This window comes from Nitrosomonas sp., assembly GCF_019752095.1.
In the GTDB taxonomy this organism is placed as follows: domain Bacteria; phylum Pseudomonadota; class Gammaproteobacteria; order Burkholderiales; family Nitrosomonadaceae; genus Nitrosomonas.
Window position 1 is genome coordinate 1 of record NZ_JAIEMO010000045.1, and the last position, 25,905, is coordinate 25,905.

Sequence of the window (25,905 nt, forward strand, 5' to 3'; positions counted from 1 at the left end):
GTTTCGGTCGGTAATTTCGCTTCCCCCGATTACGCTTCAGTTCTCTACTTATGGTTGGTGCCGATCTGCCTATTATTTCGCTATCTCCTGTTGTTTATGTCCCGCGTTCTTTAAACTGTAAATCTGGTATCTTTCATGTGCGTTCAGCTGTGTGTACTTCATTGGCATTTTCCTTTGGCGAGTTAAATGGTCAAATATAACAACTGACCTCCTAACTCAGAAAATTGCACTTATTATACGAATCCAGCTTAACTAAGTTTGTGTAGCAAGCATGAAAACAGTATGCACTATGGACAGCAGCTGCGCTGCCTGAACCAAGCTCATTTACTGATAAACACTGCAGCTTCAAACTTTATGGCGAGTTATCCGCTCATCCAATAACTCAATCCAATGTTTCACAGGTGTTGATGTACCGTTTTGCAGATGCATCAAACACCCAATATTCGCAGTAGCAACCTGATCCGGTTTTCCCGACTCAAGCGCAATGATTTTATTTTTTAAGAGCTGTTGCGAAAGTTCCGGCTGTAAAATTGAGTACGTACCTGCTGAACCACAACATAGATGCGCATTGGGAACGACGGTTAAATCAAAACCGGCAAGCATCAGTATTTGCTCCACTACACCACGAATTTTCATGCCGTGCTGCAGGGTACAAGGAGAATGGAAAGATAATTTTGTCTGATTCAGCTCTAATCGCGATTGGACCAATTGTTGCAGACTCTCGATTTCAACCAATAACACTTCACTAATATCTTTGGTCAGAGCTGAAATATTCTCCGCTTTTTCTGCATAACCCGGATCATGACTTAATAAGTACCCATATTCTTTGACCGTTACACCACATCCACTCGCAGTCATCACAATCGCCTCGATTCCTTTTTGCTCCACCAAAGGCCACCAAGCATCTATATTGCGCCGCATATAGTTAAGTCCATCCTGCTGGGCATTCAAATGAAAGGCAACTGCGCCACAACATCCTGCATTTTCAGCCTTGATCAATGATATGCCCAAGCTGTTTAGCACACGTGCAGTAGCGGCATTAATATTAGGCGCCAATGACGGTTGCACGCAACCGTCAAGAATCAGCATTTTGCGCGCATGCCGCTCTGCAGGCCACGCACTGGCAGGATCAGGCTTAACCGGAATTTTTCTTTTGAATTTCTGCGGCAAGAATGGGCGCACGACCTGACCCACTTTAAAAAACGTATTGAATAGCAATGGATTAGGCAAAATTTTCCGCAGTGTATAGCGCAAAACTTCTGACCCAAGATTACGCTTTACCTGTTTCTCAACAATGCCTCGGCTGATATCCACTAAGGCACCGTAACGCACCCCTGATGGGCAAGTCGTTTCACAGGCACGGCATGTAAGGCATCGATCCAGATGCAATTGCGTTTTTTGCGTGACCGGTTGCCCTTCCAGCATCTGTTTCATCAGATAAATACGACCGCGGGGACTATCCAGCTCATCACCCAGAATCTGATAGGTAGGGCAAGTCGCCAAACAAAAGCCGCAATGCACGCAACTACGCAAAATGGCATCCGCTTCCTGCCCTTGCGGTGAGTTTTTTATAAAATCAGCAAGCTTGGTTTGCATTTAAAACTCTGAATAAAGCCGGCCGGGATTAAAAATTCCCGATGGATCAAATTTTTCTTTCAGCAGGCGATGAATTTCCATCATAGCCGGATCCAACGGATGAAATACAGCATTGCGAAACGCATTACTACGAAACAAGGTAGCATGACCGCTCGCATTTTTAGCTGTTTTACGAATTATTTCCTGATCCACACTTGCATCGCAAAGCAACCACCGTAAGCCGCCACACCACTCCAGTAATTGTTTTCCGGGTAGCAATATAGGCGCTGTTGTTGATTTAATTGATAAACGCCATAGAAGCTTATCTGATTGAAAAAAATCATGCGACTGCTCGCGCACCGATTGCCAGAAGTCCTTACCTCCTGCCAACTCTTCGCCTCCCAATTTTATCTGTGCTGCGCGCACAGCTGATTCAGCCCCAGATAGCCTGAGAAACAACACGCCATCAACATAACAAGTTGCTGAGATCGGCAGCGGCTTGCTAGCCCATTGATTCATTTTCTCGATCGCTGCAGCTTCATTCATAGGCATCTGCACCGTAATTTCAAATGGTGATTTTGGCAAGACCTTCAGCGAAACTTCCAGCAACACGCCTAAAGTACCCATGGCTCCCACCATCAACCGGGAAACATCATAACCAGCGACATTTTTCATTACTTGTCCGCCAAAACGCAAATCTCTACCTTTCCCGTCGAGCAATCGCGTACCCAACACAAAATCACGCGCCGCGCCAGCAGCAACACGACGCGGACCTGATAAGCCAGCGGCTATGCAACCACCCAAAGTCGCATCTGCACCAAAATATGGCGGCTCGAATGCCAACATTTGCCCGTGCTGCGCTAGCAAAGCCTCCAGATCCGCTAAGCGTGTACCTGCGCACGCTGTAATTACCAACTCAGTCGGTTCGTAATCAATAATGCCGTGATACGCCGTCGTATCTAACAAGGTATCTTTTTGCCCGAATGAGGAATTACCATAAAAATGCTTGGTGCCGCCAGCGCGTATTTGCAATGGGGATTTATTCTCAGCTGCAGCACAAATGACTGCACTATATTGATCAATAATAGCTTGTTGCATAGATTCTAGAAGCGCGGCAATTCCGCAAATTTCTCCTCGCCTCGATGCACATGCATGGCGCCCAATTCCGCGCAACGATGTAAAGTAGGAACCGCTTTACCGGGATTCAGCAATCCCGTTGGATCAAATGCCGACTTCACCGCATGAAACATTGCCAACTCACCTGCGCCGAATTGGATACACATCTGATTGATTTTCTCCATTCCCACGCCATGTTCTCCGGTAATTGTACCCCCTGCACGAATACACATCTCTAGTATCTTTCCGCCAAACTCTTCGGTCCTTTCCAATTCACCAGGCTGATTGGCATCGTATAAAATCAAGGGGTGTAAGTTACCATCCCCGGCATGAAACACATTCATGCAGCGTAATCCATATTCCTGGGATAACTTCTCAATGCCGCGCAGCACATCGGCCAGTCGTTTACGCGGAATCGTTCCATCCATGCAGTAATAATCCGGCGAAACTCTACCGGCAGCAGGAAATGCCGCTTTCCGTCCAGCCCAGAACCTAAGGCGCTCTGCTTCATTGCGCGAGGTGCTGATTTTGGTTGCTCCACTTTGCTGCATAATGGTATAAATTTGCTTGATCTCATCTGCCACTTCTTCATCGCTGCCATCGGATTCACACAACAAAATTGCCGCCGCATCCAAGTCATAACCCGCTTGTAAAAATTCTTCCACTGCATGGATAGTAATTTTATCCATCATTTCCATACCGGCGGGAATAATGCCTGCGGCGATGACATTCGCCACCGCATTACCTGCTTTGAGTACATCATCAAATGCTGCCATCACCAACTGTGCTTTCTCCGGCATTGGAATCAGTTTCACGGTAATTTCCGTAATTACGCCCAGCATACCTTCGCTACCGGTCATTAATGCGAGCAAATCATACCCCGCACTATCCAAACTCTCGCCGCCTATTTCCAGATACTCGCCGTCGATCGTCAAAACCCGCAATTTAACAATGTTGTGCACAGTTAAACCATATTTCAAGCAATGCACGCCACCCGAATTTTCCGCCACGTTACCGCCAATCGAACAAGCAATTTGCGATGAAGGATCGGGCGCATAATATAAGCCATACATCGCCACTGCCTCACTAATCGCCAGATTCCTGACTCCTGGCTGCACACGCGCGATACGCGCCAGTGGATCAATCGTGACAATCTGATTCAGTTTGGCTAAGGACAGCAAAACACCTTGCGCATGCGGCAGTGCGCCTCCTGATAGACCAGTACCTGCACCGCGTGCCACGACAGGAGTGCTCGTGGCATGACAAAGCTGCAAAATTTTGACGATTTGCTCTTCCGTGTGCGGCAACACAACCACCAGCGGTAATTGCCGATACGCTGATAAACCATCGCATTCATACGGTTTCAAATCTTCGGTTTCGTATAGTACCGCCTCATGTGGCAATATCGCACGCAGTTTGTTAACAAGTTCTTGTAGAGCCATGCAGTTAGTTATTCCAGATGCTTTCGAATTTCGTGGTTAGCAAGTTTTTCCAGCATTTTAACAATAGCAGAATTATCCCATTTTGCACCGCCATGCGCGAGACAAGCAGAAAATAATTCACGCACCGTTGAGGTATTCGGCAAACTCACACCCAAAGCCGATGCGCTTTCCAATGCAATATTTAAATCTTTTTGATGTAATTCAATGCGAAAACCAGGCTCAAAACGCCGGTTAATCATGCGCTCCCCATGTACTTCCAACACACGCGAAGCCGCAAAACCGCCCAACAAAGCCTCTCGAACCTTAGTCGGATCCACTCCTGCTTTGGAAGCGAACAATAGCGCTTCAGCCACTGCCTCGATCGCTGAAGACACGACGATCTGATTGGCAATCTTGCAAACCTGGCCAGCACCATTTTCACCCACACGCATAACGCTCTTTCCCATTAACTCAAGAATCGATTTCACTTTTTCGAACACTGTCACGCTCGCACCTACCATGATCGTCAGTGTCGCATTTTGCGCCCCGACATCACCGCCAGATACGGGTGCGTCCACATAATCATGACCCAGCGCATTGATGCGTGTTGCAAATTTACGCGTTTCCAGTGGCGAAATCGAACTCATATCCACAATCGTTTTGGCCTGTCCCGAACGAAGTCTCAATCCCTCGACAATGCCATTTTGGTCAAACAAAACCTTCTCCACATCCGGCGTATCTGGCAACATAGTTATAATTATATCCGCATGCCGAGCCACTTCTTTAGGCGACAAAAATTCCCTGCCACCCAGCGCAATCAAATCCGCAGTCACCCCGCTGCGCGAATGCAGAAACAGACTATGCCCCCCCTTGATCAACTGTCCGGCCATTGGCTTCCCCATGATACCCAGACCGATAAAACCGATATTTGCCATAAAAAATCTAAACCGGATTTAAGAAAAGTTAGATGAAAGAAGCTAATTACACCATACTTAGCCACTTTTTAGAAACCAATCACTGGAACAACTACATCGATCACATTAATTCAATCCGACTATGATCATTTCACCAATGCTGAAAGATAACAGGAAAAACATGAAAGAGACGATAAGGCCAACCCACTATAGCATTCCTCTGCTTCCGAAGAGATAGAAAAAAATTGCTTATCGTAATTGCTAGATTCGTATAACAAGCACAACTGTAGGCCGTAAAAAGCGCGGGGAATTGATAATACCGAGAACTCATTCCAACATCATTGCACGCTCGATATCCAATTGATAATTTAGGTCAGCAATAGGATAATCCATACACTGCAAAAAATAACAACCCTTTAGCTACCGTCTTTACGTATTCTTGCAAAAACAAATAAGTGATCTGTACTAAGAAAATAAGTACATGATCAAATTTGCCATTTAGCTATTAAAAAGCCGCTTTATTATCACAAAGCGATCATTGGCTTTGCTATATGCTTCTCTACGTGAAAGAAAATATACATTCCTATCATTCGAGTATCGTTAGGGCTCTAGCAATAGCATCGAATAACCAAGAATTATGCGCTGCAATCAATTTTTCCGGAGAAATCTATGGGGAGCATCTGTCTTGGCCGCCAGCCAATTCTAGATCGTAATCACAATCTAGTGGCATTTGAGTTACTGTTTAGGCAAGAAGGCGCTGAAGAAGCAGCTAATGTCATTAATGACTTGTCGGCATCCGCAAACGTTATCGCAAATGCCTACGGGAAATTCGGAATCCACAACGTGCTAGGCCATCAGCGTGGCTTTATCAACGCGGATCCTGATCTCATCTTGAGTGACATTATTAGCTTACTGCCCAGTAAGCATATCGTATTAGAAGTGAAAGAATTCGCATCCATTACACCGGAGTTTCTACAGCGCTGTAAGGAACTGAAGCAAAAGGGGTATCAGTTTGCGCTCGACAATATTGTGGCTTTCAACAATCAAGTTGAGCTGCTGTTACCCTTGGTCAGTGTCGTCAAAGTCGATGTTCTGGCTCTGACCAAAGATCAGCTCACCCAGCTAGTTAATCAGCTCAATCTTTGGCCTGTCTTACTCTTAGCGCTAAAAGTTGAAAACCAGGAACAGGAGACGCATTGCAGGCAATTAGGTTTCCAAATGTTTCAAGGCTATTATTTTGCTAAACCTGAAGTTATGTCGGCCAAGCATGTTGACACTGACAAGGTTTCATTATTAAAGCTGTTAGCTTTGGTGATGCGCAATAATGATCAAGACAGTGATATAGACCAAATTGAGAAAGAATTTAAAAATCAACCAAGTTTAAGTTATAACCTGTTGCGTATGGCGAACTCAAGTAACGAAGGTTTACCATTCATAATTAATTCTATTAAACAAGCCGTTCAGTTAATGGGACGCAAGCAGTTACAAAAATGGATACAGCTTTTACTCTATACCTCCAGCCAATCGCCGGATACGGACAGTATATCTGATGAAATCACACAAACTGCCGTGACACGCGGGAAATTGATGGAATTAATTGCAACGGCTGAACGTCCTCATGATAAGAACCATCACGAACGCGCCTATATGGTTGGCATTTTGTCGCTTCTGGACGAACTACTTGGCATTGAAATGCAACAAATCGTCAACAAATTAGGAATTTCTGATGACACAAGCCAAGCCTTATTAACTCGCCACGGACGTTTGGGTCAGGCATTAAAATTAATCGAAGCCAAAGAAAAAGGTGAAATAACCTCCATTCACTTCCTATTATCCGAACTCGGTTTTCTCAGTCTGGATGAGTTCTCAGATATTGAAATGAAAGCAATAGCATGGGTTAATCGCGCAGAAGAAACCATGAGTTAACATATGCTTGTATGCAATATTACGCTTAGCAGTCTGCAATAAACTCACGATAAATTTTTTCCATAACACCATTATTGTATTCCTGAACTACAATCTGTGCGTTAAATAGGGCCATGAGCTCAATTATCGTAATAGCAAGCAGTAAAAACACGCCTATAATAACCGCTGGCGTGAATAACAAAATGACTCCCAGCAGAAAAATACTGAAATTGACTAAACCCCGAAACCACTTACCCAGATAAAAATGATGCAACCCGGCGATGAATAAGAAATTGAGCGTAGCGTAAGTATCCGGATCTTTCAGATCTTTCTCAACTTGCTGGAAAAATTGCAGTCGTTTGTTATCCGGTAATTCGCGCACCAGCCTCCTAATACGTTCCTCCTCATCCTGAATCGCCTGTTTCTTTCTCATCGCACTAGCGTGCCAACGTAATGATCACCGCCTCGCGCTTCCAGAACAGCAAGAACCGCTTCTGCTCAACAAATTGGAACACCAGCGTCCAACCATCGGCTGCCTCTTTATTCAACGTCGTTTCCAGTCGTTTGATTGGAATACCGGATGCGCCCAAGAAAATTGTTCCGACCCCGCCCTCTGTCACGTGTAATACTTTGTATTCCTTATAAGCCATTATTCGATTTCCTTTGATTTAAATAAAATGTCTGTTTCAAAACCAGCCTTCAAGGCGCCACCCACGCATGACGAACAGCGGAACGAATGCAGGCGGAATAAACAACCGATCCTCTGCATTGGGAACACGAAAGTAATGCTGCGCTTGCAGGATGACATCATCATCGCGACTCAAATCAATTACTGCGCGATTGGGTAATTCGCGCCGCTCCAGATAGCGCACTTCAAACGCTTCGAAGCGCAGTGGATTTGCTGGATTAAAAACACCCATTCCATTCGCGCGTGCCTGACGCACAAAATCGCGGGTACGCCTTAAATCGGAGCTAGCTTCAGCTGTTCGCCTTGCCATACTAGGCGAAAAAACAGCCTCCAACAACGATTCTTTCCGGAATGGAGCAATATTCGGCCAGATAAAGTACGGCAGTGCCGCGCCGCTTTCCAGTTGCCGCTCGTTATACGAAGATGGTCGTGGCCCAGGAATATTAGCGTTGGGTTGGTTGCGATTTATAAAAGCCAGAAAACGCCCGTAAGAATCAAATACCTCGAAGGAAAAAGAAAGGAAGTATCCAAACGTATCCGAGGTTTGCCCCAGTGCATCCATATCCGCTTGTACCTGCGCAATCAGTGCCTGCTCAGCGTTGTCAGCGTGGAAGCGATGATTGATGCCTGCGCCTGGGCCGATACGAGTACGCAAGTGAGCTATAAGATCAGCATCGAGGTTATAAGGATCAAACTGGGGTAGAAAAGGATCCGTCAGGTAAGTATCCCATTCCTCTGAATCAAGGCGACGATGTGCTTGTGAACCCGGTAGTTGAAAATTCTTTTCCGGTGTATCCACACCTAGAAAACGCACCGATCCGCTTCCAGAGAAATAAAAACCAATCGTATCGCCATCCGCAATGGAAGCATCCAGTGATTGCGGATTACCATTCGCCCCGCGACGAATAGAGCCAACAGCACGGATATTGCCGCTTACGTCAAAGAAAACATCAGCCATAATTACCCTCCCTGTAGATCAACAGAATTAGGTTTCCAAAATAGCTTTTCTTGTTAAGGCCATCAACGGAGTCGCATTTCATCATAACATAGCGCGTTAGATCTACCATAGAGTCCGTAGCCCGTAGATTGGAGTGAGCCTGCGAATCCCCAATAGGTTTTGTCCCAAAGAATCAGAGAAAAACAGGAATTCAATTCCCTGAAAACCTTTTCACTTTTATTGTCGCTTAATTTTTCCGCAATCCCTCTATGTTCTTATACAATATAAAAAATCCGTGCAAAAATTATTTTACGTAAAAAGGACAAAAAATGTGCCAAGCCTCTAACGAGCAAGAAAACACGCATTTGCAACAAAATCAGCAAAGACGCTCATTTCTAAAAATGGCCGTGGCATCTTCACTCGGGTTGGGAATTGCAGCTGCTGATAAGGTGATGGCCACATCGGGTGTTGTTACGACGCCGCCACAACCTGAAAATGTACTCACACCGGAAGCGGCGTTAGAGAGATTGATGGCGGGTAATGAACGTTATGTTGCGGGTCAGTCTACGCCATTGAATTTTAAACATGAACGTGCCGCATTGGTCAGTGGGCAGAATCCCTATGCCAGTATATTAAGCTGCGCTGACTCACGGGTGGGCCCTGAGTTCTCATTTGATGAGCAACGGGGGGATTTATTTGTCGCGCGCGTTGCTGGAAACTATCTAACTACAGATTTTGTAGCCACACTTGAATATGCCGCATTGGTTTTACATACTCCCCTTATTATGGTGCTTGGTCATCAAAGTTGCGGCGCAATCCAGGCCGCTATTGATGCTGTAGATAATAGCACGCAATTTCCTGGGCATATTCAATCTATAGCCAGTGCACTGGCGCCAGCGGTGAGAGCCATTGACAAGAAATCGGAAAACCGCATTGACGATGTAGTGGAAATGAATGTGATACAAAATGTGCGTGAATTGAAAAAGCAGACACCAATCCTCAGTCGATTGGTAGCCGAGAAAAAGCTGCTTGTGGTTGGCGGTGTATATAGCTTGAAAACAGGCAAGGTCGATCTGGTTGCTTGATTCTTAACTAGTACAACGCGTAAAAGTAGCAGGCGATCTTAAGAAACGGTAGTTGATACAACAGAATCTGTAGTATTTACAATTCATTTCCCGGTCGATTTTTTATTCCCAAATCACCATCTTGAAACGCTCTTTGACAATACCAAAGTAGTTACACTTCCAATCGCTTTGCGCAAAAAAATCCAAGTGATGCCACTGATCTTTCAGTTTCAGGACACTCGCAGCGGCATCGTCCCAATCAATGGCGGCAAGCTTAGGTTCCAACTGCCGTTTGTGCGCTTCGACTTCATCAAAGTCAAAGCCATCATATTCCCAGTGCAATACTTCAAATACATTACCGGCACGATCCGCATAATCCATGCTGAAATCCAGCCCCCATTTGGGACGCATCCTGATGATTTTGTAAACTAGCGGGTTTGTTTGCGTCCATCGCTCCAGCTGTTCCAAGGCTTCGCCAGTGTACCCTTTACGCTCAAACAACAAACTATGATTCAGCACAGCGCCTTCCACCCGCTCCGGTTGCGTGAACCAAGGTAATTTTAAAGCACGACGATGCTCTCGATGTGCTTTCGCAGGTGTCAAGTTAACTTCGGCATAACATTGCTCCAAGTCGGTCAGGTCATAGCCATTTTGATCAAAAAGCGCTAATTCACGGGCTGTCGGCGGATTCAAGCTACCAAGCGGTTGATTCCAATAGCCGTTGGGAGTGAATTGATTGTTGGTTAAATCTAAGTAATTCATGGATACGAAAAATTTTATCTGATTGACAAGCTATTGGTAAGCGATCGGCTAAAGTTCGATTCGCGCCCTTCCATACAGTTCACGCAATGCACTCTTGGCCTTCTCCAGCACATCGCACTGATGCGCAGACAAACGCTTTCCCGCCCGATTGATATAAAAATCAAGCATCGACATCGCTGACGCGAACGGTGCAGCCTTGCGTCGCTGGCTATTGTTGGCAGATCGTTTCAGCGACAATGCAATTTTACGCGGATCATCCCATGAAAAAACACCGGGCTCAAGATCTAGCGCGTTGCTGGTCTCGGTGACTTGTTGTGACCAGTGTTGGAAAGTCTCTAGGAGCATGAATTTATGGCTATTCATCTACCTAGATAGATAGATGAATCAATAGGTTTCGATGTTCCATCATAATTAACTATTATGATTCGTTCAAAACATGAAGGTTTAGTGATACATTTAACAATATCAACTTGATCTTCACTTTTCGTATAACTCATATGATCAACTAACAGCAACCACCAGCGGTCATATCTAGCAATATAAGGCATTATTTTTATTTCCTTTTCTTCGATACAATGTCTAATTGCATCTGAACATACATTTGCTATCCAGCCTCCAGAATCTAGATCGATTTCAGATCCAAGTTCGTACCTATGCGTTGTTACAGAACCTTTTGCAATGAATTCGAGCAACACGTTTTCACCTATTTTATATTTGTAAGGAATAGCTTCATTCTGACTATGAAAAGCATCGATTGCTTCCTTAATCTTTTTCTCAGAAACATCAAGTTTCCCTTTATCTCTTTCATAACACAATCCTACCCAGAAATTATTACCACCAGCTTCCGCATCATAGTTCGATAACACTTTTTTCACTTTGTTACACAAAGGTATAGCCGTTTCTTCTAATCCTTCTGTTTCTCCGTTTGCATAGTAGTGTTGCTGATTAAGCCTTCTTACTTCTACACCAATAGAATTTTCTATCAGAAAATCAGGAGGAATATTACCGTCAGGTTCAAATTTGACATTATCGTAATATTTCTCCAAATAGTTTTTTGCGACAGATTCATCTCTATTCATATCAATTTCTTACCCAAACGCAACTTCAAAAATCTCAATTCTCTCTCACACTTGATATACATGCCTATCATTCAATAGCTCTCCAATGCCACAACATCGAGAAGACTAGCAATTTTTTGCATTTCCATTTTCAACTTAAACGGCACCATCCCCAGCAAAGGGCAATCCAATCGCAGCTCCAATGTCGCAATATTTTGCTGTAAAACCAACATCTGCGGATCCACGCAGTTTGCTACCCAACCGGCCAAGTTCAAACCTGCAATCCTTATAGCCTCAACCGTCAGCAACGCATGATTCAAACAACCCAAACGCATGCCAACCACCAATATCACCGGAAGATTCAATTTTATCGCCAAATCCGCGCCATTCTGGCTTGGATTGATCGGCACCAGAAACCCGCCCGCACCTTCGACGATGACAATGTCCGCTTTGCTACTGAGTTCCTGGTAAGCCTGATGAATAATCGTCAGATCAATTTCCATGTCTGCCTGTTGCGCGGCGATGTGCGGAGAAATGGGGGAATCAAACGCATACGGATTGATTTGCTGGCGGGTAATGCTTATGTTGCTGGCGGCGAATAATTGTTCGACATCCGGCCATTTTCCGTTCTCGCTGCCTGCAGCAATCGGTTTCATGCCAACGACTTTGTTGCCTTGTGCGGCAAAGGCATGCAACAACGCGCAACTCACAGTGGTTTTACCGATTCCGGTATCGGTACCGGTGACAAAGAATCCGACACTCATGTTTAAGGAATCAAACCCAATTGCCGGCGTGTTTCTGGTGTCAGTATTGAACGGCGGTCAAAAGGCCGCCAGGCGTGGCCGTAAATTACTTCAAAGGTGGCGGGTAACTTACCATCGCGACGTAGTGTTTCGTAGGCGTTGATGGCTTGTTGCCATTTGTTTTTGCCCATCAATCCTTGTTGCCTGCCAAGCAAAACGTTATGCGCGCCGATGGCTTTTAAATCGCGCATCACGCTGATCACATCGGAATAGGTCAACGTAATATATTCCATATCCATCACTGGCGTGGAGAAACCATTGTGCACCAGCAAATCGCCGATATCGTGCATGTCGATGAAACGATTGACGTGACTAAACGTATCGGCTTGCGCGAAAGATTGGCGCAGTTCCTTCAGCGTGTCCGGACCGAAAGTGCTGAACAGCAGTAAGCCATCCGTGCGCAGAATGCGGTGCATCTCGGCAAACGTATGCTCCAGATTGTTACACCATTGAAATGCAAGGTTCGACCACACCATGCCGACACTCTCATTTTTAATCGGCAGCTGCTCAATATCGGCGCACACATAGTCCGTGCGTTGCTGCTGCAACGGCAGCAAGCGTTGCCACCAGGCGGTATTGGGACGCGCGTGAGACAACATCGTCCAAGCGATATCCATCGCAATTAATTGACTTTTCGGATAGCGTTTGGCCAATTGCTGGCTACCGTAGCCGGTGCCGCTGCCGGCATCGAGGATGACATCGGGGCGGTATTTGATGTATTCCAGGCGCGACAGCATGCGGTTGCTGATTTCACGTTGCAGCACTGCCGCCTGGTCGTAGCTGTGGGCGGCACGCCCGAACGCAGTGCGCAGTTGTTTTTTATCAAGCGTATATTCGGAATTCATTGAGGCAAGTCACAAATTGTTCAGGATAGGATAAAAACGGCGCGTGGCCGCAGTGCGCAAACATTACCCGCTGCGATTGAGGCAATTGTCGATGCATCCAATCGGCAGCGGCAGGGTGAGTAATCACGTCATTTTCACCATGTAATAATAAAACCGGCTGTTGAATTGCGGCGACACGATCACGCAAATCACTCTGCTGCAAAATCCTCAACCCTTTCTCCAATGCGCCGGGATCTGGTTCAGCGCGCTGAAAAAAATGCTTGCGCAGTTGCGACAGAATCTTGCTCGCATCGCGGTCACCACTCATTTGCAAGGTCAAAAACCGGTTAATGGTCGTCGTATAATTAAATTTCAGATTTTCCAGGAAAAGCTGCAACAATTTACGCTCCATGCCTGATTCCCAATCGTCACTTTTGGCAAAGCACGGCGTGGTGGAAATCAGAACCAGTTTCTGCACACGTTGCGGTTCACGCAACGCCAATTCCATCGCGATCTGCCCACCCAATGACCAACCTCCCAGCATGCAGCGCTCGGGCAGAATTTCCGCAATGATCTCGACCCAATGATCCAATGTCCCTGGCTCGCACGTAGAGCTCAGTCCATGTCCTGGCAAATCCACCAGATGCAGGCGGAACTGTTGCGTCAGTTGATCACGAACACCACTCCAGATACCGCTGTGCATCGCCCAACCATGCAACAACACCAGATCGGAGCCATGCCCCATGGATTCAATGTGCAGCTGCGTCATGCCTGCAATGCGATTTCTTGCAATGCTTCTGTCAAGCGCAAGACATCCTGCGGCTGATGCGCCGTGGACAATGAAATGCGCAATCGTGCTGTACCTTGCGCAACCGTCGGCGGACGAATTGCTGGCACCAGAATTCCCCGTTCGCGCAGGCGCTGACTGATATGCACGGCTGCAGCACTATCCCCGATCAGCAACGGTTGGATCGGCGTGCTGGAAGGCAGCAACTTCCATGGTAGCGATTGCAGCGCTTCTCTCAATTGCACGATATTTTGTGTTAACGCATCCCGTCGCCATTCATCCTGTTGAATTAATTTCAGGCTGGTCATCAGCGCTTGTGCTAACAAAGGCGGTGTCGCCGTGGTGTAAATATAACTGCGCGCAGACTGAATCAGAGTTTCGATGACTTCCGCTTGTGCTGCGACAAAAGCGCCGAATACGCCTGCAGCCTTTCCTAAGGTCGCCATATAGATAATATTGGGCGAATGGATACTACTGCAATCCGGCAAAAACAAGCTACCGCGCCCTTGCCTGCCCAACACGCCAAAACCGTGTGCATCGTCCAGCAATAATACTGCATGATGTTTCTCGCACAGAGCTATCAGTTCATAAATGGGTGCAATGTCCCCTTCCATGCTGAATACTGCGTCCGAGATCACGAGCTTACGTCGCGCGTTGGTGGCAGACAATCGCTGTTCCAATAACGCAAGATCGACATGCGGGTAGCGGATAAACTCAGCACGCGATAACAAAGCCGCGTCATTCAGTGATGCATGATTTAGTTTATCGGCGAATATAGCATCTTCTCGCCCAACCAATGCTGTGACAACACCGATATTGGCCATGTAACCGGTAGAAAATAGCAATGCTTGCGGAAACCCGGTAAATTCGGCCAACGTTTCTTCAAGTACGTGATGCGCTGAAGAATGACCGTTGATCATGTGCGAAGCGCTTGCGCCAACACCATAACGCCGCGCGCCTTTACAAGCTGATTCAATCAAATCCAGATGATTGGCCAGCCCCAGGTAATCATTGCTGCAAAAAGCCAGGTAATCACGTCCAGCCATAGTGATATGGCTTGATTGCGGGCTTTCGAGAATTCTCCGCTGTCGCAGCAAGCCTTGCTGTTCGCGCTTGTGTAACTGCTCAGCCAGATCGGAAAACATCTATGACAACGCGTGAAGCCCCAATTTTTCCATCAGCACCTGATCGCGATCGGTTTCGGGATTTCCCGTCGTCAACAACTTTTCGCCATAGAAAATGGAATTGGCGCCCGCCAGAAAACATAATGCCTGAACAGCTTCAGACATTTCCTGCCGTCCGGCGGATAAACGCACCATGGCTTTCGGCATGGTAATCCGCGCGGCGGCGATGGTACGAACAAATTCGAACGGGTCTAGCGCCGCAGTACCGTAAAGCGGTGTGCCCTTGACTTGCACCAAATGATTGATCGGAACCGATTCAGGGTACGGATTCATGTTGGCCAGTTGTGCGATCAATCCTCCGCGCGAACGGCGTGTTTCGCCCATGCCAACAATACCGCCGCAACATACGTTGATTCCGGCATCGCGGACTTGCTGCAATGTGTTTAAGCGATCCTGATACTGCCGCGTGGTGATAATTTCTTCGTAGTATTCAGGTGCTGTATCAAGGTTGTGATTATAATAATCCAGTCCTGCATCTCCCAGTTGTTGAGCTTGTCCGGGTTTTAACAAACCCAGCGTGGCGCAGGTTTCCATGCCCAGTGATTTGACTGCACGCACCATTTCAGTCATTTTTTCGATATCGCGCTGCTTCGGGCCACGCCAAGCAGCACCCATGCAGAATCGCGACGCGCCCTTGTCTTTTGCTGCCGTCGCGGCAGATACCACTTCATCCAACGATAGCATGTCCTGGTTTTCAACTTCGGTATGATAGCGCGCCGCCTGTGGACAATAGCCGCAATCTTCCGGGCAGCCACCCGTCTTCACGGAAATCAGCGTAGATAATTGCACGCCATTTGGGTCATGGTATTGGCGATGCACCGTTTGCGCTCGAAAAATCAAATCGTTAAAAGGCGCATTCAACAATGCCTCAACTTCTGTCACATCCCAAAATTCAGTATCCTGCGATTCCTCGGTAATATTGCTTGAGCTGTTTTCCGTTTCGCTACTACTCGTAATAAGTGAATTCAAATTCATGCCGATTAACCTGCCATTCTCTTTAATTAAAACACGATCTTCTATCATCAATACTTCGGATGATCAAGGATTCAAGTGGCTCTGTCAATTTTTCCGTGATTCTTTGTTCATAACAGATCAGACAATATTCCTATCATGACTCAAACAAACTGTGTGCTATGCGGCGTATCCACAAATCAGGATTTCTGCGAACCCTGTATCCTCGACCTGCCGCAATTGCCAATCACCCATTGCCCTATTTGCCTGTGGCCAGTTCCTACCTCGGAAATATGTGGTGCTTGCCTGAATAAACCACCTGCATTTACACGCACCATTGCAGCCCTTCGCTACTCCTTTCCTGCCGATGCGCTAATTCATGCATTAAAATATCGAAACCATCTTTCCTTGGCATCAATCCTAGCCAACTTGCTCATCAAGAAACTAAAGACCATTAATACACTTCCGGATGTCATCATACCGATGCCTTTGCATCCAATCCGATTACGTGAGCGTGGATTTAATCAGGCAATGGAGATCAGTCGCTACATTTCGAAATCGATGGAGATAATTGTGCTGCCAGATAGCTGCAGCCGGATTAAGCACACGCTACCGCAAACCGGATTACCCTGGAAAGACAGACAGAAAAATATTCACCGTGCTTTTAATTGTAAAATAGACCTTTCCGGCAAGCATGTTGCGTTGGTTGATGATGTCATGACAACGGGCGCCACATTAAATGAGCTGGCCAAAGTATTGCGTGAACACGGTGCAATTGAAATTAGCAACTGGGTAATAGCCCGGACTTTGCCCGAGAAAAGTCAAATAGGCTCACACTCATTATAATATGCAACTAATCGCACACTATGTACAACATTATTCTCTATCAACCCGAAATTCCGCCCAATACAGGTAATATTATCCGTCTGTGCGCGAATACCGGCATGCAACTACATCTTGTTAAGCCTTTAGGATTTCCCCTCAAAGATAAGCAATTATTGCGCGCAGGCCTAGATTACCATGAATTCGCTCAAATCAGAGTACATGACAATTGGGTAGATTGCTGCCAGAACCTGCAAAGCCATCGAATGTTTGCAATCACCACCAAAGGAAAGCAGCAATATGACAAAGTAGCCTACGCAGCGGGAGATACCTTTCTGTTTGGCACAGAAAGCCGCGGATTACCCCCGCATATTATGGACACTTTCCCGGAACAACACCGCATCCGAGTGCCGATGGTAGCCACCAGTCGCAGTCTGAATTTATCCAATGCTGTCGCCATTATTGCTTATGAAGCATGGCGACAGGCTGGCTTTTATATGGGAAGCTAGACAATGCTATTGTAGATTCAGGCTATCGTTCAAAATACGCGGAGTCACAAAAATCAACAATTCGCGTTTATTGTCGACCCTGGTTGTATTGCGAAAAACGTGACCGAGCACAGGAATATCACCCAACATCGGCACTTTATTGACTACTCGATTCTCGGTTCGATCAAAAATACCACCAATCACTACAGTTCCACCATTTTCCACCAATACTTTGGTGGTTACTTGCTTGGTATTAATTGCCGGCGGGAGGAATTGATTAATAATCGCACCAATTTTGTCCTGATTGACATTTAACTCCATATCAATCTGACCATTATAGGTAATCAGAGGTTTGACTCGTAAGCGAAGCGTTGCATCCATAAAACGAATACTCGTAGCACCACTGCTTGTGGCTTGTTGGAAGGGAATCCGATCACCTTGCTCAATAATTGCTTCTACACCATGGGCTGTGACTACACGCGGACTGGCAACCACTCTGCCTTTCTGATCTGTTTCCAGCGCCGACAACTCAAGATTGATTAATCGATTATTATTAATCTTCATTAAGCTCAAACCCAATGCAGCCGGACCGCCCAACAAACCGGTGGCAGCCGCAGCAGGTAAATTTACATTCAGATTGTTGGCACCGCTCGTCCCACCGCCAGCAGCCAGCGCACTTGAACCAGTTACATTACCCGAAACCCCCAATGTTTGATCGCCTAGCCCGCTCGCATTTTGTATACCAAAGCGTGCCCCTAAATTGCGGCTAAAAGTATCTGTCGCTTCAACAATGCGCGCCTCAATCATGACTTGTCTTTCAAATACATCCAGCTTCTGGATGCGTTTTCTAACTTCATCTATTCTGACTGGAATATCGGTAACCGTCACTGTATTACTAATCTCATCCATATTAATCGTACCACGCCGGCTAAGCATGCCTTCAAATGAAATTGAATTAACCCTACGATGATTCAGATGATAAGTTTCTGAACGTAACGGCTCCATCTCGGCTATTTGCATTTGCGCTTCCACATCAAGCAACTCTCTGTCTGCCATTTCTTTTCGCGGTGCCACGAAAATGACGTTACCTACCTTACGTTTATCCAACCCGTGTGCCTGTAACACAATATCAAGCGCCTGATCCCAAGGCACATCTTTTAACCTTAATGTGAGATTCCCTCCCACCGAATCACTGGCGATAATATTCAAATTGGTAAAATCAGCGATTACTTGTAACACCGCCCTAACCTCCACATCTTGGAAATTAAGCGATAATCTTTCACCGGTATACCCACCATTAGCACGTCTCTTTTTCGCTTGCTCTTCTTCTTCCTCTGTCAGTGACCTTACTTCCAGAACAAATCTTGTACCAGATTGGCGCGCCGAATGCTCCCAACGTCCCCCGGATTTAACATGCATACGAACATTATTCCCTTTCTTGGATGTTTCAATGATCTGTACAGGCGTAGCAAAATCCATCACATCGAAACGCTTTCTAAGGCTACCTGGTAGTAACGTATCAACAAATTCGACAAAAATATCATCACCTTGTTGCTGTACATCGACGCTTGATCCAGCTTTTGTCATATCAACTTCGATACGACCTTCACCTTTTGCGCCACGGCGAAAATCGATGTCTTGCAGGCTATTCATATGCGAATTAGAAGTTTCCTCGGCGAAACGCACAACAGCAGCAGATGTTCGATTCTCAGGCACAGTAAGCAGCTTGATTAATAGTATATTTTCCTGTGCTATGATTTCATGCCGCATTAACCTAGCCAAGTTTAATACCAATCGTGTTCTATCGCCGACCTGAATGACATTTATGCTGCGCAAGTCTCCTTCAGAAGCTTCCTGCTCATTCCGCCCTAAGCCGTTGGAAACTTGATAAAAGTCAAAATAAATACGATTTGGATTGTCTAAAGCAACTCCCATTGGAAGCGCTTGCAGCGGATGATCAAGGGTAATCTTTGCGATTACCTCGCTATTTTGGAAGGTTGAAATATCGATTGAACGGATACTATTATGGAGTGCCTCTGCTGTTGCCGTTTGCGGAGAAAAAATTACCATTGAAAAACAAATCAATATTGCAGTAAATACCATATTAAGGCCATACCCTTTCATAGCTATTGTTAGCTTAATGGTTGTTACGTTGCTAATTTTTCAGCGTAAGTGCACTAGTTCTTTCAATCCATTCATTCACCCCATCTTGTACGATTTCTAACAGTTTAACCTCAGATTCTGCAATATAGCTAATTTTTCCGAAATTCGAACCTAAATAATTACCAACCTTTACACGATATAGCGCCCCATCCGGTGATTTTATTACAGCAAAAATCATATCATGCTGTTGTAATGAGCCAACCATAGATAAGTTCTCCAGCGGATATGATTCCAAAAACTCTTTACGTCGATTCAAATCAGGTTGAATTTCACTTGTAGGCGCTTGCACTTGATTATTTTTGCGTGGTAGAAAAGGACTTGGCATATCAAACACCTGATAAGTAAAAGATTTATATGGAACAACCTCAGGCAACGGATCGATCTTGCCTTGCAATCCTTCCCCCGAACTATGTATGAAAGCTTCCAGATCACTGTAATCACCTCGACTGCACGCAGTTATCAAGTTAAACCAAATTATAATTAATACTAGCAGATATATGTTTCTAATCATAATTTATTTACTCCCAGCCTGCTTTAATACTTCTTCTTCATCCAGATAACGAAATGTCTTTGCAACCGCATCCAATACTAGTTTCCCGTCATTCCCAGGCAAAATGCTAACGTCATTTAACGTAACAATCCGTGACATTTGCGCAACATCACTGGCAAATGCGCCAATATCATGATAGTTGCCGGTCACCCGAATTGAGACTGGCAACTCGGCATAAAATGCATTAATCGTTTCCTGCGTATCTGGTTTAAACAATTCAAACTGCAAGCCGCGCCCCAAGCCAGCTTGATTTATATCCACCAACAATGCTTCCATTTCTGATTTATCAGGAAGTTGTTTCAACAATGCACCAAGAGATTGCTCAATTTCTTTCAATTGCAAACGCAAAGCAGACAAATTGACAGCACTCCTTTTTTTAACCAAATAAGTATTTTTTAGTGTTTCTTCTTCAGCATGAATATTTTCCAGCGTTTCGATCTGATCCTGCCAAATCAGAAAATGCCCCGCCACAATAATCGCAACAAATAATATTATCAGTGCAGCGATCTTAAATGCCGCAGGCCAATTTCCAGCATTATTGATATCAAGCTGACGTAATTCTATGAGCAAATTATTCATCATAGTATGATTTTATTTTATCCGGCAGAACTCAAAGTTGAGTCTTGTACATCGCTGATCAATGCTTGTTTAAGTTTTATTTTCATATTGAACTCATTTTGACGTACATTATTAATTGTCATCGCTTTGATTTCCACCAACAACGGTGACTCAAGCCAAGGTGAAGACTCAAGATTTCGCATCAACGTCGATACCCATGCATTAGATTGCGCATATCCAACTAAAGTAATGTTGTGGCCTTCTTGTTTGATGCTTTGCAGATATACACCATCAGGAAGTAGTCTCACCAATTGATCCAACAAATGAACAACCTCTGATCGACTGTTCTGTAAGGTCTCTACGATTTGTTTACGTGTAAGTAGCTCTTGTGTTTGATTCTTAATTTCTCGGATCTCTGCAATCTCTTTATCCAAAATCGCAATCTGCTCATTTAAGTATTGATTGCGGCTATTCTGAAATTCTATTTTTTCAACAATAATGTCATGAACACCCCAAACCACTATCAAACCTAAAAAACCAACCAAACCGGCCAACACTGCAATTTGCTGCTGCCGTGCCTTACGTTTAAGTTCACGATGAGGAAGTAAATTAATGCGGATCATGATGGATCAAAATTTCTTAAAGCTAGACCACAAGCAATCAAAAGAGAGGATGCATCGAGATTCAGTTGCCGCGGGATAACACGGCTCGACAATTCCATAGTTGCAAAAGGATTCAAAACCAAAGTGCTGACTTGCGTACGCGCGGCAATAATCGCATCTAATCCAGGAATCACTGCGCTACCGCCCGCTATAAAAATATAATTCACTTCGGTATATTGCGTTGAGGTATAGAAAAACTGAATGGCACGCATCACTTCGATAGCCAATGTTTCGCAAAATGGTTGCAAAACATCCGCTTGATAGTTTTTAGGTAACTCTCCACTACGCTTAGCTGCTTCAGATTCTTCCAGCGAAAGATTAAATTGATTATGAATCTCTTGAGTTAATTGATTGCCACCGAATGTTTGATCTCGAGAATATATCGACTCACCATTGAGTAGCACATTAATTTTCATGACAGTCGCGCCAATATCAACCAGTGCCATTACCTGGTCTTTGCCTCCCCCTGGCAATTGATTCAGTGTCAATTCGAATGCTGCTTGCGCCGCATAAGGTTCCACATCCATAACAGTGGCTTTCAAACCGGCGGATAGAGCTGCCGCCACGCGATCTTCAACTTTTTCTTTACGCGACGCCGCAATTAGAACTTCAACTTCCTCCAAACTTTCGGGAATTGATCTAGTGATTTGAAAATCAAGATCAACTTCATCTAATGGAAATGGAATATATTGACTCGCCTCATTTTCCACTTGAAAAATTAAATCATCTTCTCGCTGTCCAGCTGGGACAATTATTTTTTTAGTAATCACATCTGTTGCAGGCAATGCTAGCGCTACATTTTTATGGCGAGTTCCCAAACGCTTCCATCCACGTAGTAAACAATCACTCACTGCTTCCATATTCGCAATGCCACCATCTAGCATCGCATCTACTGGCAAAGATTCTATAACATAGCGATCTATCCGATAAGTTTGGCTTCCCTTATCAATCTGTGATAGCTCAACCATTTTTACCGATGAAGAACTGATGTCCACGCCAATCAATGGAGACGACTTCATTTTTAAGAAGCCTAGATCAATAGCTAAATTTTCCTTGAACATTGTTTGTTTAGCGGCGATACTCGCAAATTAAAAGTTGCCCTATTAGAGCTAGAATATGTAAAATTCCAACTGTCCGCATAAATTCCATGAAACTATTCGACAGATTGAAGAAACTGGAATTGATTCTGACAGAATCTGAAAAATTCTATTCAAAGAAAAACACTAGATATACCCCCTCTTTCACTGGGTAAATTGACAATACCATTCTATGATAAACCCATATCTATTTTCATGTTAGCTCGCTGGTCATATTATTTCTTCCTTACATTTTCAGCATTAGGCTTGATTGGAATACTATTAGCAGGTTTTGCTGCGTTGGTTATCTACTCAAACCTGCCATCGCTGGAAACATTGACCGATTACCGTCCTAAAATTCCCCTGAGAATATACAGTGATGAAGGTTTATTAATCGGAGAGTTTGGTGCAGAGCGAAGAAATGTCGTAACTATTTCTCAAGTTCCAGAAAATCTAAAACAATCAATTCTTGCAGCAGAGGACGATCGTTTTTACGAACACGGCGGCGTTGATTATCTTGGTGTTCTACGAGCAGCCTATTCAAATTTTTCTGCAGGAAGTGTACGACAAGGTGCCAGCACCATAACAATGCAAGTGGCACGAAATTTTTTTCTGACGAGAGAGAAGACACTCACCAGAAAATTCAGCGAAACACTATTGGCATTTAAGATTGAGCGTAGCCTTACTAAGGACAAGATTTTAGAACTCTACATCAACCAAATCTATCTTGGACAACGTAGTTATGGTTTTGCAGCAGCAGCACAAACATACTTCGGAAAATCTTTACATGAAATTAATATTGCAGAAGCTGCCATGCTGGCAGGACTTCCTAAAGCGCCTTCTAGCTATAATCCTGTTAGTAATCCTAAACGAGCTAAAAGCCGACAGCTTTACGTTTTAGGAAGATTATATAAACTTAACTACATTTCTAGTAAAGAACTAAGCGAATTAACAAAACAATCTGTTCCAGTAAAAAAAAGGGCGGCAGCCTTTGCAGTACCAGCAGAATATGTTGCCGAAATGGTTCGTCAGGTAATCTACGATCGATATCAGGAAGATGCATATAACAAAGGTATAAAAGTCTATACGACGATCCGTCAACTTGATCAAGAATCTGCTTATCGGGCTCTACGAAAAAATGTAATTGAATACGATCGGCGTTGGGGATATCGAGGCCCAGAAGCATTTGTTGATTTACTGAAAAACGGAACGAACCAGGAAAAAACATTGAATGATGCATTAGATGAGATTAATGACAGTGATGATATTTATGCAGCAATTGTATTAGCTGCAAAACCAAATAAAGTTCAGGCTTATCGTAAAGGTGGGGAAATCATAGAAATTACAGGTGATGGACTTAAATTTGTACAAAAATCTCTTACTGACAAAAATGAGCCAGGGAGAAAATATATTATCCCTGGCGCACTAATCCGCATTCAGAAAAACCAAAAGAATTTATGGCACATCGTTCAACTGCCTGAAGTTGAATCAGCGCTTGTTTCAATTGATTCCAATGACGGCGCGGTGCGCGCTTTGGTCGGCGGTTTTGATTTCTATAAGAATCAATTTAATCACGTCACCCAAGCATGGCGACAGCCTGGGTCCAGCTTTAAACCATTTATTTACTCTGCCGCTTTGGAAAAAGGCTTCACTCCGGCGACAATTATCAATGATGCACCGCTTTCGTTCAGCGCAACTCAGACGGGAAGTCAGTCATGGGAACCGAAAAATTTCGATGGCAAATTTGAGGGGCCAATACGCATGCGTACCGCCTTGGCCAAATCAAAAAACCTTGCATCTATTAGGATACTACAAGCCATTGGTATCAGCTACGCACAAGATTATATAACGCGATTTGGTTTTGATGCAGAACGCCACCCCCGTTATTTACCGATGGCACTTGGAGCAGGTTCAGTGACACCAATGCAAATGGCTGTAGGTTATGCCGCATTCGCAAATGGCGGATTTCGTGTTGCTCCATACTTTATAAAAAGTATTGAAGATGAAAAAGGTAACATCATAGAACAATTTCGCCCCATATCAGCATCAAGTGGTGCCAAACGAATCATTGATCCACGCAATGCATTTATTATGACTAGTATGATGCAAGATGTGATTAACCGTGGCACAGCTGTTAAAGCTAAACAGCTAGGACGCAGTGATCTCGCAGGAAAAACCGGTACTACTAGTAATTTTATAGATGCATGGTTTTGCGGTTTTCAGAAAGACTTAGTCACTATTGCCTGGACAGGATATGACGAACCAAAATCATTAGGCAACAATGAAACTGGCGGGCGTGTCGCATTACCTCTTTGGATTGATTATATGGATCCCGTTTTGAAAGGCGTTCCAATAGCCGAGTACCGGCTACCCAATGGAATTCAGACAGCGAAAATTAATTCAGCGACAGGATTTAGAGATGATTATGGAGATATTACAGAATATTTCTTTAATGAATTGCTTCCTCCCATTATCGAAGATTCTATTGAGCTCACACCTAAAGTAACAAAAGATGTCAAAGATCAATTATTTTAAGAAATAGAATAGCAAGTTAAATGGATTCTAATTTCATGCATTCAAGTTTTTCTTGAGCCACTCAGCCGCTTTGACAGCATAATAAGTTAAAATTCCATCTGCTCCCGCGCGTTTAAAAGAAAGCAAAGACTCCAGCACACAAGATTCTTCATTTAACCATCCGTTTATTGCGGAAGCTTTGAGCATTGCATACTCACCGCTGACTTGATAAACAAATGTAGGTGCACCGAACTGATCTTTCACGCGGCGGACGATATCTAAATATGGCATCCCAGGTTTAATCATCACCATATCGGCACCCTCATCCAGATCTAATCCAACCTCCCATAAAGCCTCATCAGAATTTGCAGGATCCATTTGATAAGTATATTTGTTACCCGCACCTAGATTATTAGCGGATCCAACAGCGTCGCGAAATGGTCCGTAAAAACTTGAAGCATACTTAGCAGAATACGCTAAAATGCGTGTATGAATAAATTTCTGACTATCCAAGCTGGTTCTAATTGCGGCAATACGCCCATCCATCATATCTGAAGGTGCCACAATATCTGTCCCTGCTTGAGCATGAACCAATGCTTGTTGACAAAGAACATTTACTGTTTCATCGTTCATCACATAACCATACTGGTCAACCAAGCCGTCTTGGCCATGAATTGTGTATGGATCCAAAGCAATATCGGTAATTACTCCCAATTCAGGAAAGTTTATCTTTAGCTGCCTCACTGCCCGAGGCACAAGTCCATCAGGATTATATGCTTCGCTTGCAGTAAGGTTTTTATGTTCAATATCAATAACTGGAAATATAGCAATAGCTGGGATACCAAGTTGCACACACTGCTCTGCCTGAATCATTAAAAGATCGATACTCTGTCTTACTATGCCAGGCATTGATTCAATATTTTCACTACGATTCTTTCCATCTAAAATAAAAACTGGATAAATCAAATCTTCTGGTAGAAGATGGGCCTCTCGTATCAAATTGCGGGAGAACTTATCGCGACGCATTCGTCTCATTCTTCTTTGAGGAAAATGACTACTTTGAAACATAATAATAACAAATAA

At 44.5% G+C, this 25,905-nt stretch carries 26 protein-coding genes; 5 read left to right on the top strand and 21 right to left on the bottom strand.

Going from position 1 to position 25,905, the window contains the following annotated elements:
- Nucleotides 1–345 precede the first annotated feature (345 nt).
- The 4 genes from glcF to K2Q13_RS12690 are packed head-to-tail and all read right to left on the bottom strand — an operon-like array spanning nucleotide 346 to nucleotide 5,047.
- Nucleotides 346–1,596, bottom strand: a complete 1,251-nt coding sequence (glcF, locus tag K2Q13_RS12675) for a glycolate oxidase subunit GlcF (protein WP_292921553.1) — start codon at nucleotides 1,594–1,596, stop codon at nucleotides 346–348.
- The gene (glcE, locus tag K2Q13_RS12680) at nucleotides 1,597–2,673 is read right to left on the bottom strand and encodes a glycolate oxidase subunit GlcE (protein ID WP_292921555.1); all 1,077 of its coding nucleotides are present in this window, start codon (nucleotides 2,671–2,673) and stop codon (nucleotides 1,597–1,599) included. It abuts the gene before it with no gap.
- 5 nt (nucleotides 2,674–2,678) lie between these two features.
- Nucleotides 2,679–4,133, bottom strand: coding sequence for an FAD-linked oxidase C-terminal domain-containing protein (locus tag K2Q13_RS12685; RefSeq protein ID WP_292921557.1), 1,455 nt, complete (start codon nucleotides 4,131–4,133; stop codon nucleotides 2,679–2,681).
- 8 nt (nucleotides 4,134–4,141) lie between these two features.
- Nucleotides 4,142–5,047, bottom strand: coding sequence for a 2-hydroxy-3-oxopropionate reductase (locus K2Q13_RS12690; protein WP_292921559.1), 906 nt, complete (start codon nucleotides 5,045–5,047; stop codon nucleotides 4,142–4,144).
- Between the two features lie 648 nt (nucleotides 5,048–5,695).
- Here K2Q13_RS12690 and K2Q13_RS12695 point away from each other — a divergent pair.
- Nucleotides 5,696–6,952 (top strand): HDOD domain-containing protein, encoded by a 1,257-nt coding sequence (locus K2Q13_RS12695; RefSeq protein ID WP_292921561.1) that lies wholly within the window; start codon nucleotides 5,696–5,698, stop codon nucleotides 6,950–6,952.
- A 25-nt stretch (nucleotides 6,953–6,977) separates the two neighbouring features.
- On the opposite strand, the gene K2Q13_RS12700 is transcribed toward K2Q13_RS12695, so the two are convergent.
- From K2Q13_RS12700 to K2Q13_RS12710, 3 genes are read right to left on the bottom strand one after another with little or no spacing between them, the layout of a single operon-like run.
- Nucleotides 6,978–7,364, bottom strand: a complete 387-nt coding sequence (locus tag K2Q13_RS12700) for a TM2 domain-containing protein (protein WP_292921563.1) — start codon at nucleotides 7,362–7,364, stop codon at nucleotides 6,978–6,980.
- Nucleotides 7,365–7,368: 4 nt separating this feature from the next.
- A complete protein-coding gene (locus K2Q13_RS12705) occupies nucleotides 7,369–7,581 on the bottom strand; it encodes a DUF4177 domain-containing protein (RefSeq protein WP_013647157.1) in 213 nt (70 codons plus the stop codon).
- Between the two features lie 36 nt (nucleotides 7,582–7,617).
- Nucleotides 7,618–8,577, bottom strand: coding sequence for a hypothetical protein (locus tag K2Q13_RS12710; protein ID WP_292921567.1), 960 nt, complete (start codon nucleotides 8,575–8,577; stop codon nucleotides 7,618–7,620).
- A gap of 308 nt (nucleotides 8,578–8,885) precedes the next feature.
- Here K2Q13_RS12710 and K2Q13_RS12715 point away from each other — a divergent pair, with 308 nt between their 5' ends.
- A complete protein-coding gene (locus tag K2Q13_RS12715; RefSeq protein ID WP_292921569.1) occupies nucleotides 8,886–9,641 on the top strand; it encodes a carbonic anhydrase in 756 nt (251 codons plus the stop codon).
- A 102-nt stretch (nucleotides 9,642–9,743) separates the two neighbouring features.
- Here the strand turns inward: K2Q13_RS12715 and K2Q13_RS12720 are convergent, their stop codons facing one another.
- The 8 genes from K2Q13_RS12720 to bioB all read right to left on the bottom strand — a co-directional run bounded on the left by K2Q13_RS12720 (nucleotide 9,744) and on the right by bioB (nucleotide 16,013).
- Nucleotides 9,744–10,382, bottom strand: coding sequence for a hypothetical protein (locus K2Q13_RS12720; RefSeq protein WP_292921571.1), 639 nt, complete (start codon nucleotides 10,380–10,382; stop codon nucleotides 9,744–9,746).
- Between the two features lie 48 nt (nucleotides 10,383–10,430).
- Nucleotides 10,431–10,727 carry a DUF3175 domain-containing protein gene (locus tag K2Q13_RS12725; RefSeq protein ID WP_292921573.1) on the bottom strand — a complete coding sequence of 99 codons (297 nt, stop codon included), beginning with the start codon at nucleotides 10,725–10,727 and terminating at the stop codon, nucleotides 10,431–10,433.
- 14 nt (nucleotides 10,728–10,741) lie between these two features.
- Nucleotides 10,742–11,461: a hypothetical protein gene (locus K2Q13_RS12730; protein WP_292921574.1), complete on the bottom strand. Its 720-nt coding sequence runs from the start codon at nucleotides 11,459–11,461 to the stop codon at nucleotides 10,742–10,744.
- Nucleotides 11,462–11,532: 71 nt separating this feature from the next.
- Complete coding sequence (gene bioD, locus K2Q13_RS12735; protein ID WP_292921576.1) at nucleotides 11,533–12,204, bottom strand: dethiobiotin synthase; 672 nt, start codon at nucleotides 12,202–12,204, stop codon at nucleotides 11,533–11,535.
- Between the two features lie 2 nt (nucleotides 12,205–12,206).
- Nucleotides 12,207–13,088, bottom strand: coding sequence for a malonyl-ACP O-methyltransferase BioC (gene bioC, locus K2Q13_RS12740; RefSeq protein WP_292921578.1), 882 nt, complete (start codon nucleotides 13,086–13,088; stop codon nucleotides 12,207–12,209).
- Nucleotides 13,066–13,836, bottom strand: coding sequence for a pimeloyl-ACP methyl ester esterase BioH (gene bioH, locus K2Q13_RS12745; RefSeq protein ID WP_292921580.1), 771 nt, complete (start codon nucleotides 13,834–13,836; stop codon nucleotides 13,066–13,068). The genes bioC and bioH overlap by 23 nt, the downstream gene beginning before the upstream one ends.
- Nucleotides 13,833–14,999 carry an 8-amino-7-oxononanoate synthase gene (gene bioF / locus K2Q13_RS12750; RefSeq protein WP_292921582.1) on the bottom strand — a complete coding sequence of 389 codons (1,167 nt, stop codon included), beginning with the start codon at nucleotides 14,997–14,999 and terminating at the stop codon, nucleotides 13,833–13,835. The genes bioH and bioF overlap by 4 nt, the downstream gene beginning before the upstream one ends.
- Nucleotides 15,000–16,013 carry a biotin synthase BioB gene (bioB, locus tag K2Q13_RS12755; protein ID WP_292921584.1) on the bottom strand — a complete coding sequence of 338 codons (1,014 nt, stop codon included), beginning with the start codon at nucleotides 16,011–16,013 and terminating at the stop codon, nucleotides 15,000–15,002. It lies immediately after the preceding gene.
- Between the two features lie 135 nt (nucleotides 16,014–16,148).
- Between bioB and K2Q13_RS12760 the strand changes: the two genes are divergently transcribed.
- Both K2Q13_RS12760 and trmL read left to right on the top strand, forming a co-directional pair.
- The gene (locus K2Q13_RS12760) at nucleotides 16,149–16,835 is read left to right on the top strand and encodes a ComF family protein (RefSeq protein ID WP_292921586.1); all 687 of its coding nucleotides are present in this window, start codon (nucleotides 16,149–16,151) and stop codon (nucleotides 16,833–16,835) included.
- A 20-nt stretch (nucleotides 16,836–16,855) separates the two neighbouring features.
- Complete coding sequence (gene trmL / locus K2Q13_RS12765; RefSeq protein WP_292921588.1) at nucleotides 16,856–17,320, top strand: tRNA (uridine(34)/cytosine(34)/5-carboxymethylaminomethyluridine(34)-2'-O)-methyltransferase TrmL; 465 nt, start codon at nucleotides 16,856–16,858, stop codon at nucleotides 17,318–17,320.
- 6 nt (nucleotides 17,321–17,326) lie between these two features.
- Here the strand turns inward: trmL and K2Q13_RS12770 are convergent, their stop codons facing one another.
- Genes K2Q13_RS12770 through K2Q13_RS12790 form a run of 5 tightly spaced genes read right to left on the bottom strand, consistent with a single transcriptional unit; the run spans nucleotide 17,327 to nucleotide 22,293 of the window.
- The gene (locus K2Q13_RS12770; RefSeq protein ID WP_292921590.1) at nucleotides 17,327–19,423 is read right to left on the bottom strand and encodes a type IV pilus secretin PilQ family protein; all 2,097 of its coding nucleotides are present in this window, start codon (nucleotides 19,421–19,423) and stop codon (nucleotides 17,327–17,329) included.
- Nucleotides 19,424–19,454: 31 nt separating this feature from the next.
- Nucleotides 19,455–19,973: a pilus assembly protein PilP gene (locus K2Q13_RS12775; protein ID WP_292921592.1), complete on the bottom strand. Its 519-nt coding sequence runs from the start codon at nucleotides 19,971–19,973 to the stop codon at nucleotides 19,455–19,457.
- 3 nt (nucleotides 19,974–19,976) lie between these two features.
- The gene (gene pilO, locus K2Q13_RS12780) at nucleotides 19,977–20,591 is read right to left on the bottom strand and encodes a type 4a pilus biogenesis protein PilO (protein WP_292921654.1); all 615 of its coding nucleotides are present in this window, start codon (nucleotides 20,589–20,591) and stop codon (nucleotides 19,977–19,979) included.
- Between the two features lie 17 nt (nucleotides 20,592–20,608).
- The gene (locus K2Q13_RS12785; protein ID WP_292921594.1) at nucleotides 20,609–21,193 is read right to left on the bottom strand and encodes a PilN domain-containing protein; all 585 of its coding nucleotides are present in this window, start codon (nucleotides 21,191–21,193) and stop codon (nucleotides 20,609–20,611) included.
- Nucleotides 21,190–22,293 carry a pilus assembly protein PilM gene (locus K2Q13_RS12790; RefSeq protein WP_292921596.1) on the bottom strand — a complete coding sequence of 368 codons (1,104 nt, stop codon included), beginning with the start codon at nucleotides 22,291–22,293 and terminating at the stop codon, nucleotides 21,190–21,192. Before K2Q13_RS12790 ends, K2Q13_RS12785 begins: the two co-directional genes overlap by 4 nt.
- 231 nt (nucleotides 22,294–22,524) lie before the next feature.
- Between K2Q13_RS12790 and K2Q13_RS12795 the strand changes: the two genes are divergently transcribed.
- Entirely contained in the window at nucleotides 22,525–24,843 is a 2,319-nt protein-coding gene (locus K2Q13_RS12795) for a penicillin-binding protein 1A (RefSeq protein ID WP_292921598.1), read from the top strand.
- A 33-nt stretch (nucleotides 24,844–24,876) separates the two neighbouring features.
- On the opposite strand, the gene hemB is transcribed toward K2Q13_RS12795, so the two are convergent.
- A complete protein-coding gene (gene hemB / locus K2Q13_RS12800) occupies nucleotides 24,877–25,890 on the bottom strand; it encodes a porphobilinogen synthase (protein ID WP_292921600.1) in 1,014 nt (337 codons plus the stop codon).
- Between the last annotated feature and the right edge of the window lie 15 nt (nucleotides 25,891–25,905).

Coding starts and splice junctions, on each gene's coding strand:
- glcF (WP_292921553.1), bottom strand. CDS start 1,596: ATGCAAACCAAGCTTGCTGATTTTATAAAAAACTCACCGCAAGGGCAG.
- glcE (WP_292921555.1), bottom strand. CDS start 2,673: ATGCAACAAGCTATTATTGATCAATATAGTGCAGTCATTTGTGCTGCA.
- K2Q13_RS12685 (WP_292921557.1), bottom strand. CDS start 4,133: ATGGCTCTACAAGAACTTGTTAACAAACTGCGTGCGATATTGCCACAT.
- K2Q13_RS12690 (WP_292921559.1), bottom strand. CDS start 5,047: ATGGCAAATATCGGTTTTATCGGTCTGGGTATCATGGGGAAGCCAATG.
- K2Q13_RS12695 (WP_292921561.1), top strand. CDS start 5,696: ATGGGGAGCATCTGTCTTGGCCGCCAGCCAATTCTAGATCGTAATCAC.
- K2Q13_RS12700 (WP_292921563.1), bottom strand. CDS start 7,364: ATGAGAAAGAAACAGGCGATTCAGGATGAGGAGGAACGTATTAGGAGG.
- K2Q13_RS12705 (WP_013647157.1), bottom strand. CDS start 7,581: ATGGCTTATAAGGAATACAAAGTATTACACGTGACAGAGGGCGGGGTC.
- K2Q13_RS12710 (WP_292921567.1), bottom strand. CDS start 8,577: ATGGCTGATGTTTTCTTTGACGTAAGCGGCAATATCCGTGCTGTTGGC.
- K2Q13_RS12715 (WP_292921569.1), top strand. CDS start 8,886: ATGTGCCAAGCCTCTAACGAGCAAGAAAACACGCATTTGCAACAAAAT.
- K2Q13_RS12720 (WP_292921571.1), bottom strand. CDS start 10,382: ATGAATTACTTAGATTTAACCAACAATCAATTCACTCCCAACGGCTAT.
- K2Q13_RS12725 (WP_292921573.1), bottom strand. CDS start 10,727: ATGCTCCTAGAGACTTTCCAACACTGGTCACAACAAGTCACCGAGACC.
- K2Q13_RS12730 (WP_292921574.1), bottom strand. CDS start 11,461: ATGAATAGAGATGAATCTGTCGCAAAAAACTATTTGGAGAAATATTAC.
- bioD (WP_292921576.1), bottom strand. CDS start 12,204: ATGAGTGTCGGATTCTTTGTCACCGGTACCGATACCGGAATCGGTAAA.
- bioC (WP_292921578.1), bottom strand. CDS start 13,088: ATGAATTCCGAATATACGCTTGATAAAAAACAACTGCGCACTGCGTTC.
- bioH (WP_292921580.1), bottom strand. CDS start 13,836: ATGACGCAGCTGCACATTGAATCCATGGGGCATGGCTCCGATCTGGTG.
- bioF (WP_292921582.1), bottom strand. CDS start 14,999: ATGTTTTCCGATCTGGCTGAGCAGTTACACAAGCGCGAACAGCAAGGC.
- bioB (WP_292921584.1), bottom strand. CDS start 16,013: ATGAATTTGAATTCACTTATTACGAGTAGTAGCGAAACGGAAAACAGC.
- K2Q13_RS12760 (WP_292921586.1), top strand. CDS start 16,149: ATGACTCAAACAAACTGTGTGCTATGCGGCGTATCCACAAATCAGGAT.
- trmL (WP_292921588.1), top strand. CDS start 16,856: ATGTACAACATTATTCTCTATCAACCCGAAATTCCGCCCAATACAGGT.
- K2Q13_RS12770 (WP_292921590.1), bottom strand. CDS start 19,423: ATGAAAGGGTATGGCCTTAATATGGTATTTACTGCAATATTGATTTGT.
- K2Q13_RS12775 (WP_292921592.1), bottom strand. CDS start 19,973: ATGATTAGAAACATATATCTGCTAGTATTAATTATAATTTGGTTTAAC.
- pilO (WP_292921654.1), bottom strand. CDS start 20,591: ATGAATAATTTGCTCATAGAATTACGTCAGCTTGATATCAATAATGCT.
- K2Q13_RS12785 (WP_292921594.1), bottom strand. CDS start 21,193: ATGATCCGCATTAATTTACTTCCTCATCGTGAACTTAAACGTAAGGCA.
- K2Q13_RS12790 (WP_292921596.1), bottom strand. CDS start 22,293: ATGTTCAAGGAAAATTTAGCTATTGATCTAGGCTTCTTAAAAATGAAG.
- K2Q13_RS12795 (WP_292921598.1), top strand. CDS start 22,525: ATGTTAGCTCGCTGGTCATATTATTTCTTCCTTACATTTTCAGCATTA.
- hemB (WP_292921600.1), bottom strand. CDS start 25,890: ATGTTTCAAAGTAGTCATTTTCCTCAAAGAAGAATGAGACGAATGCGT.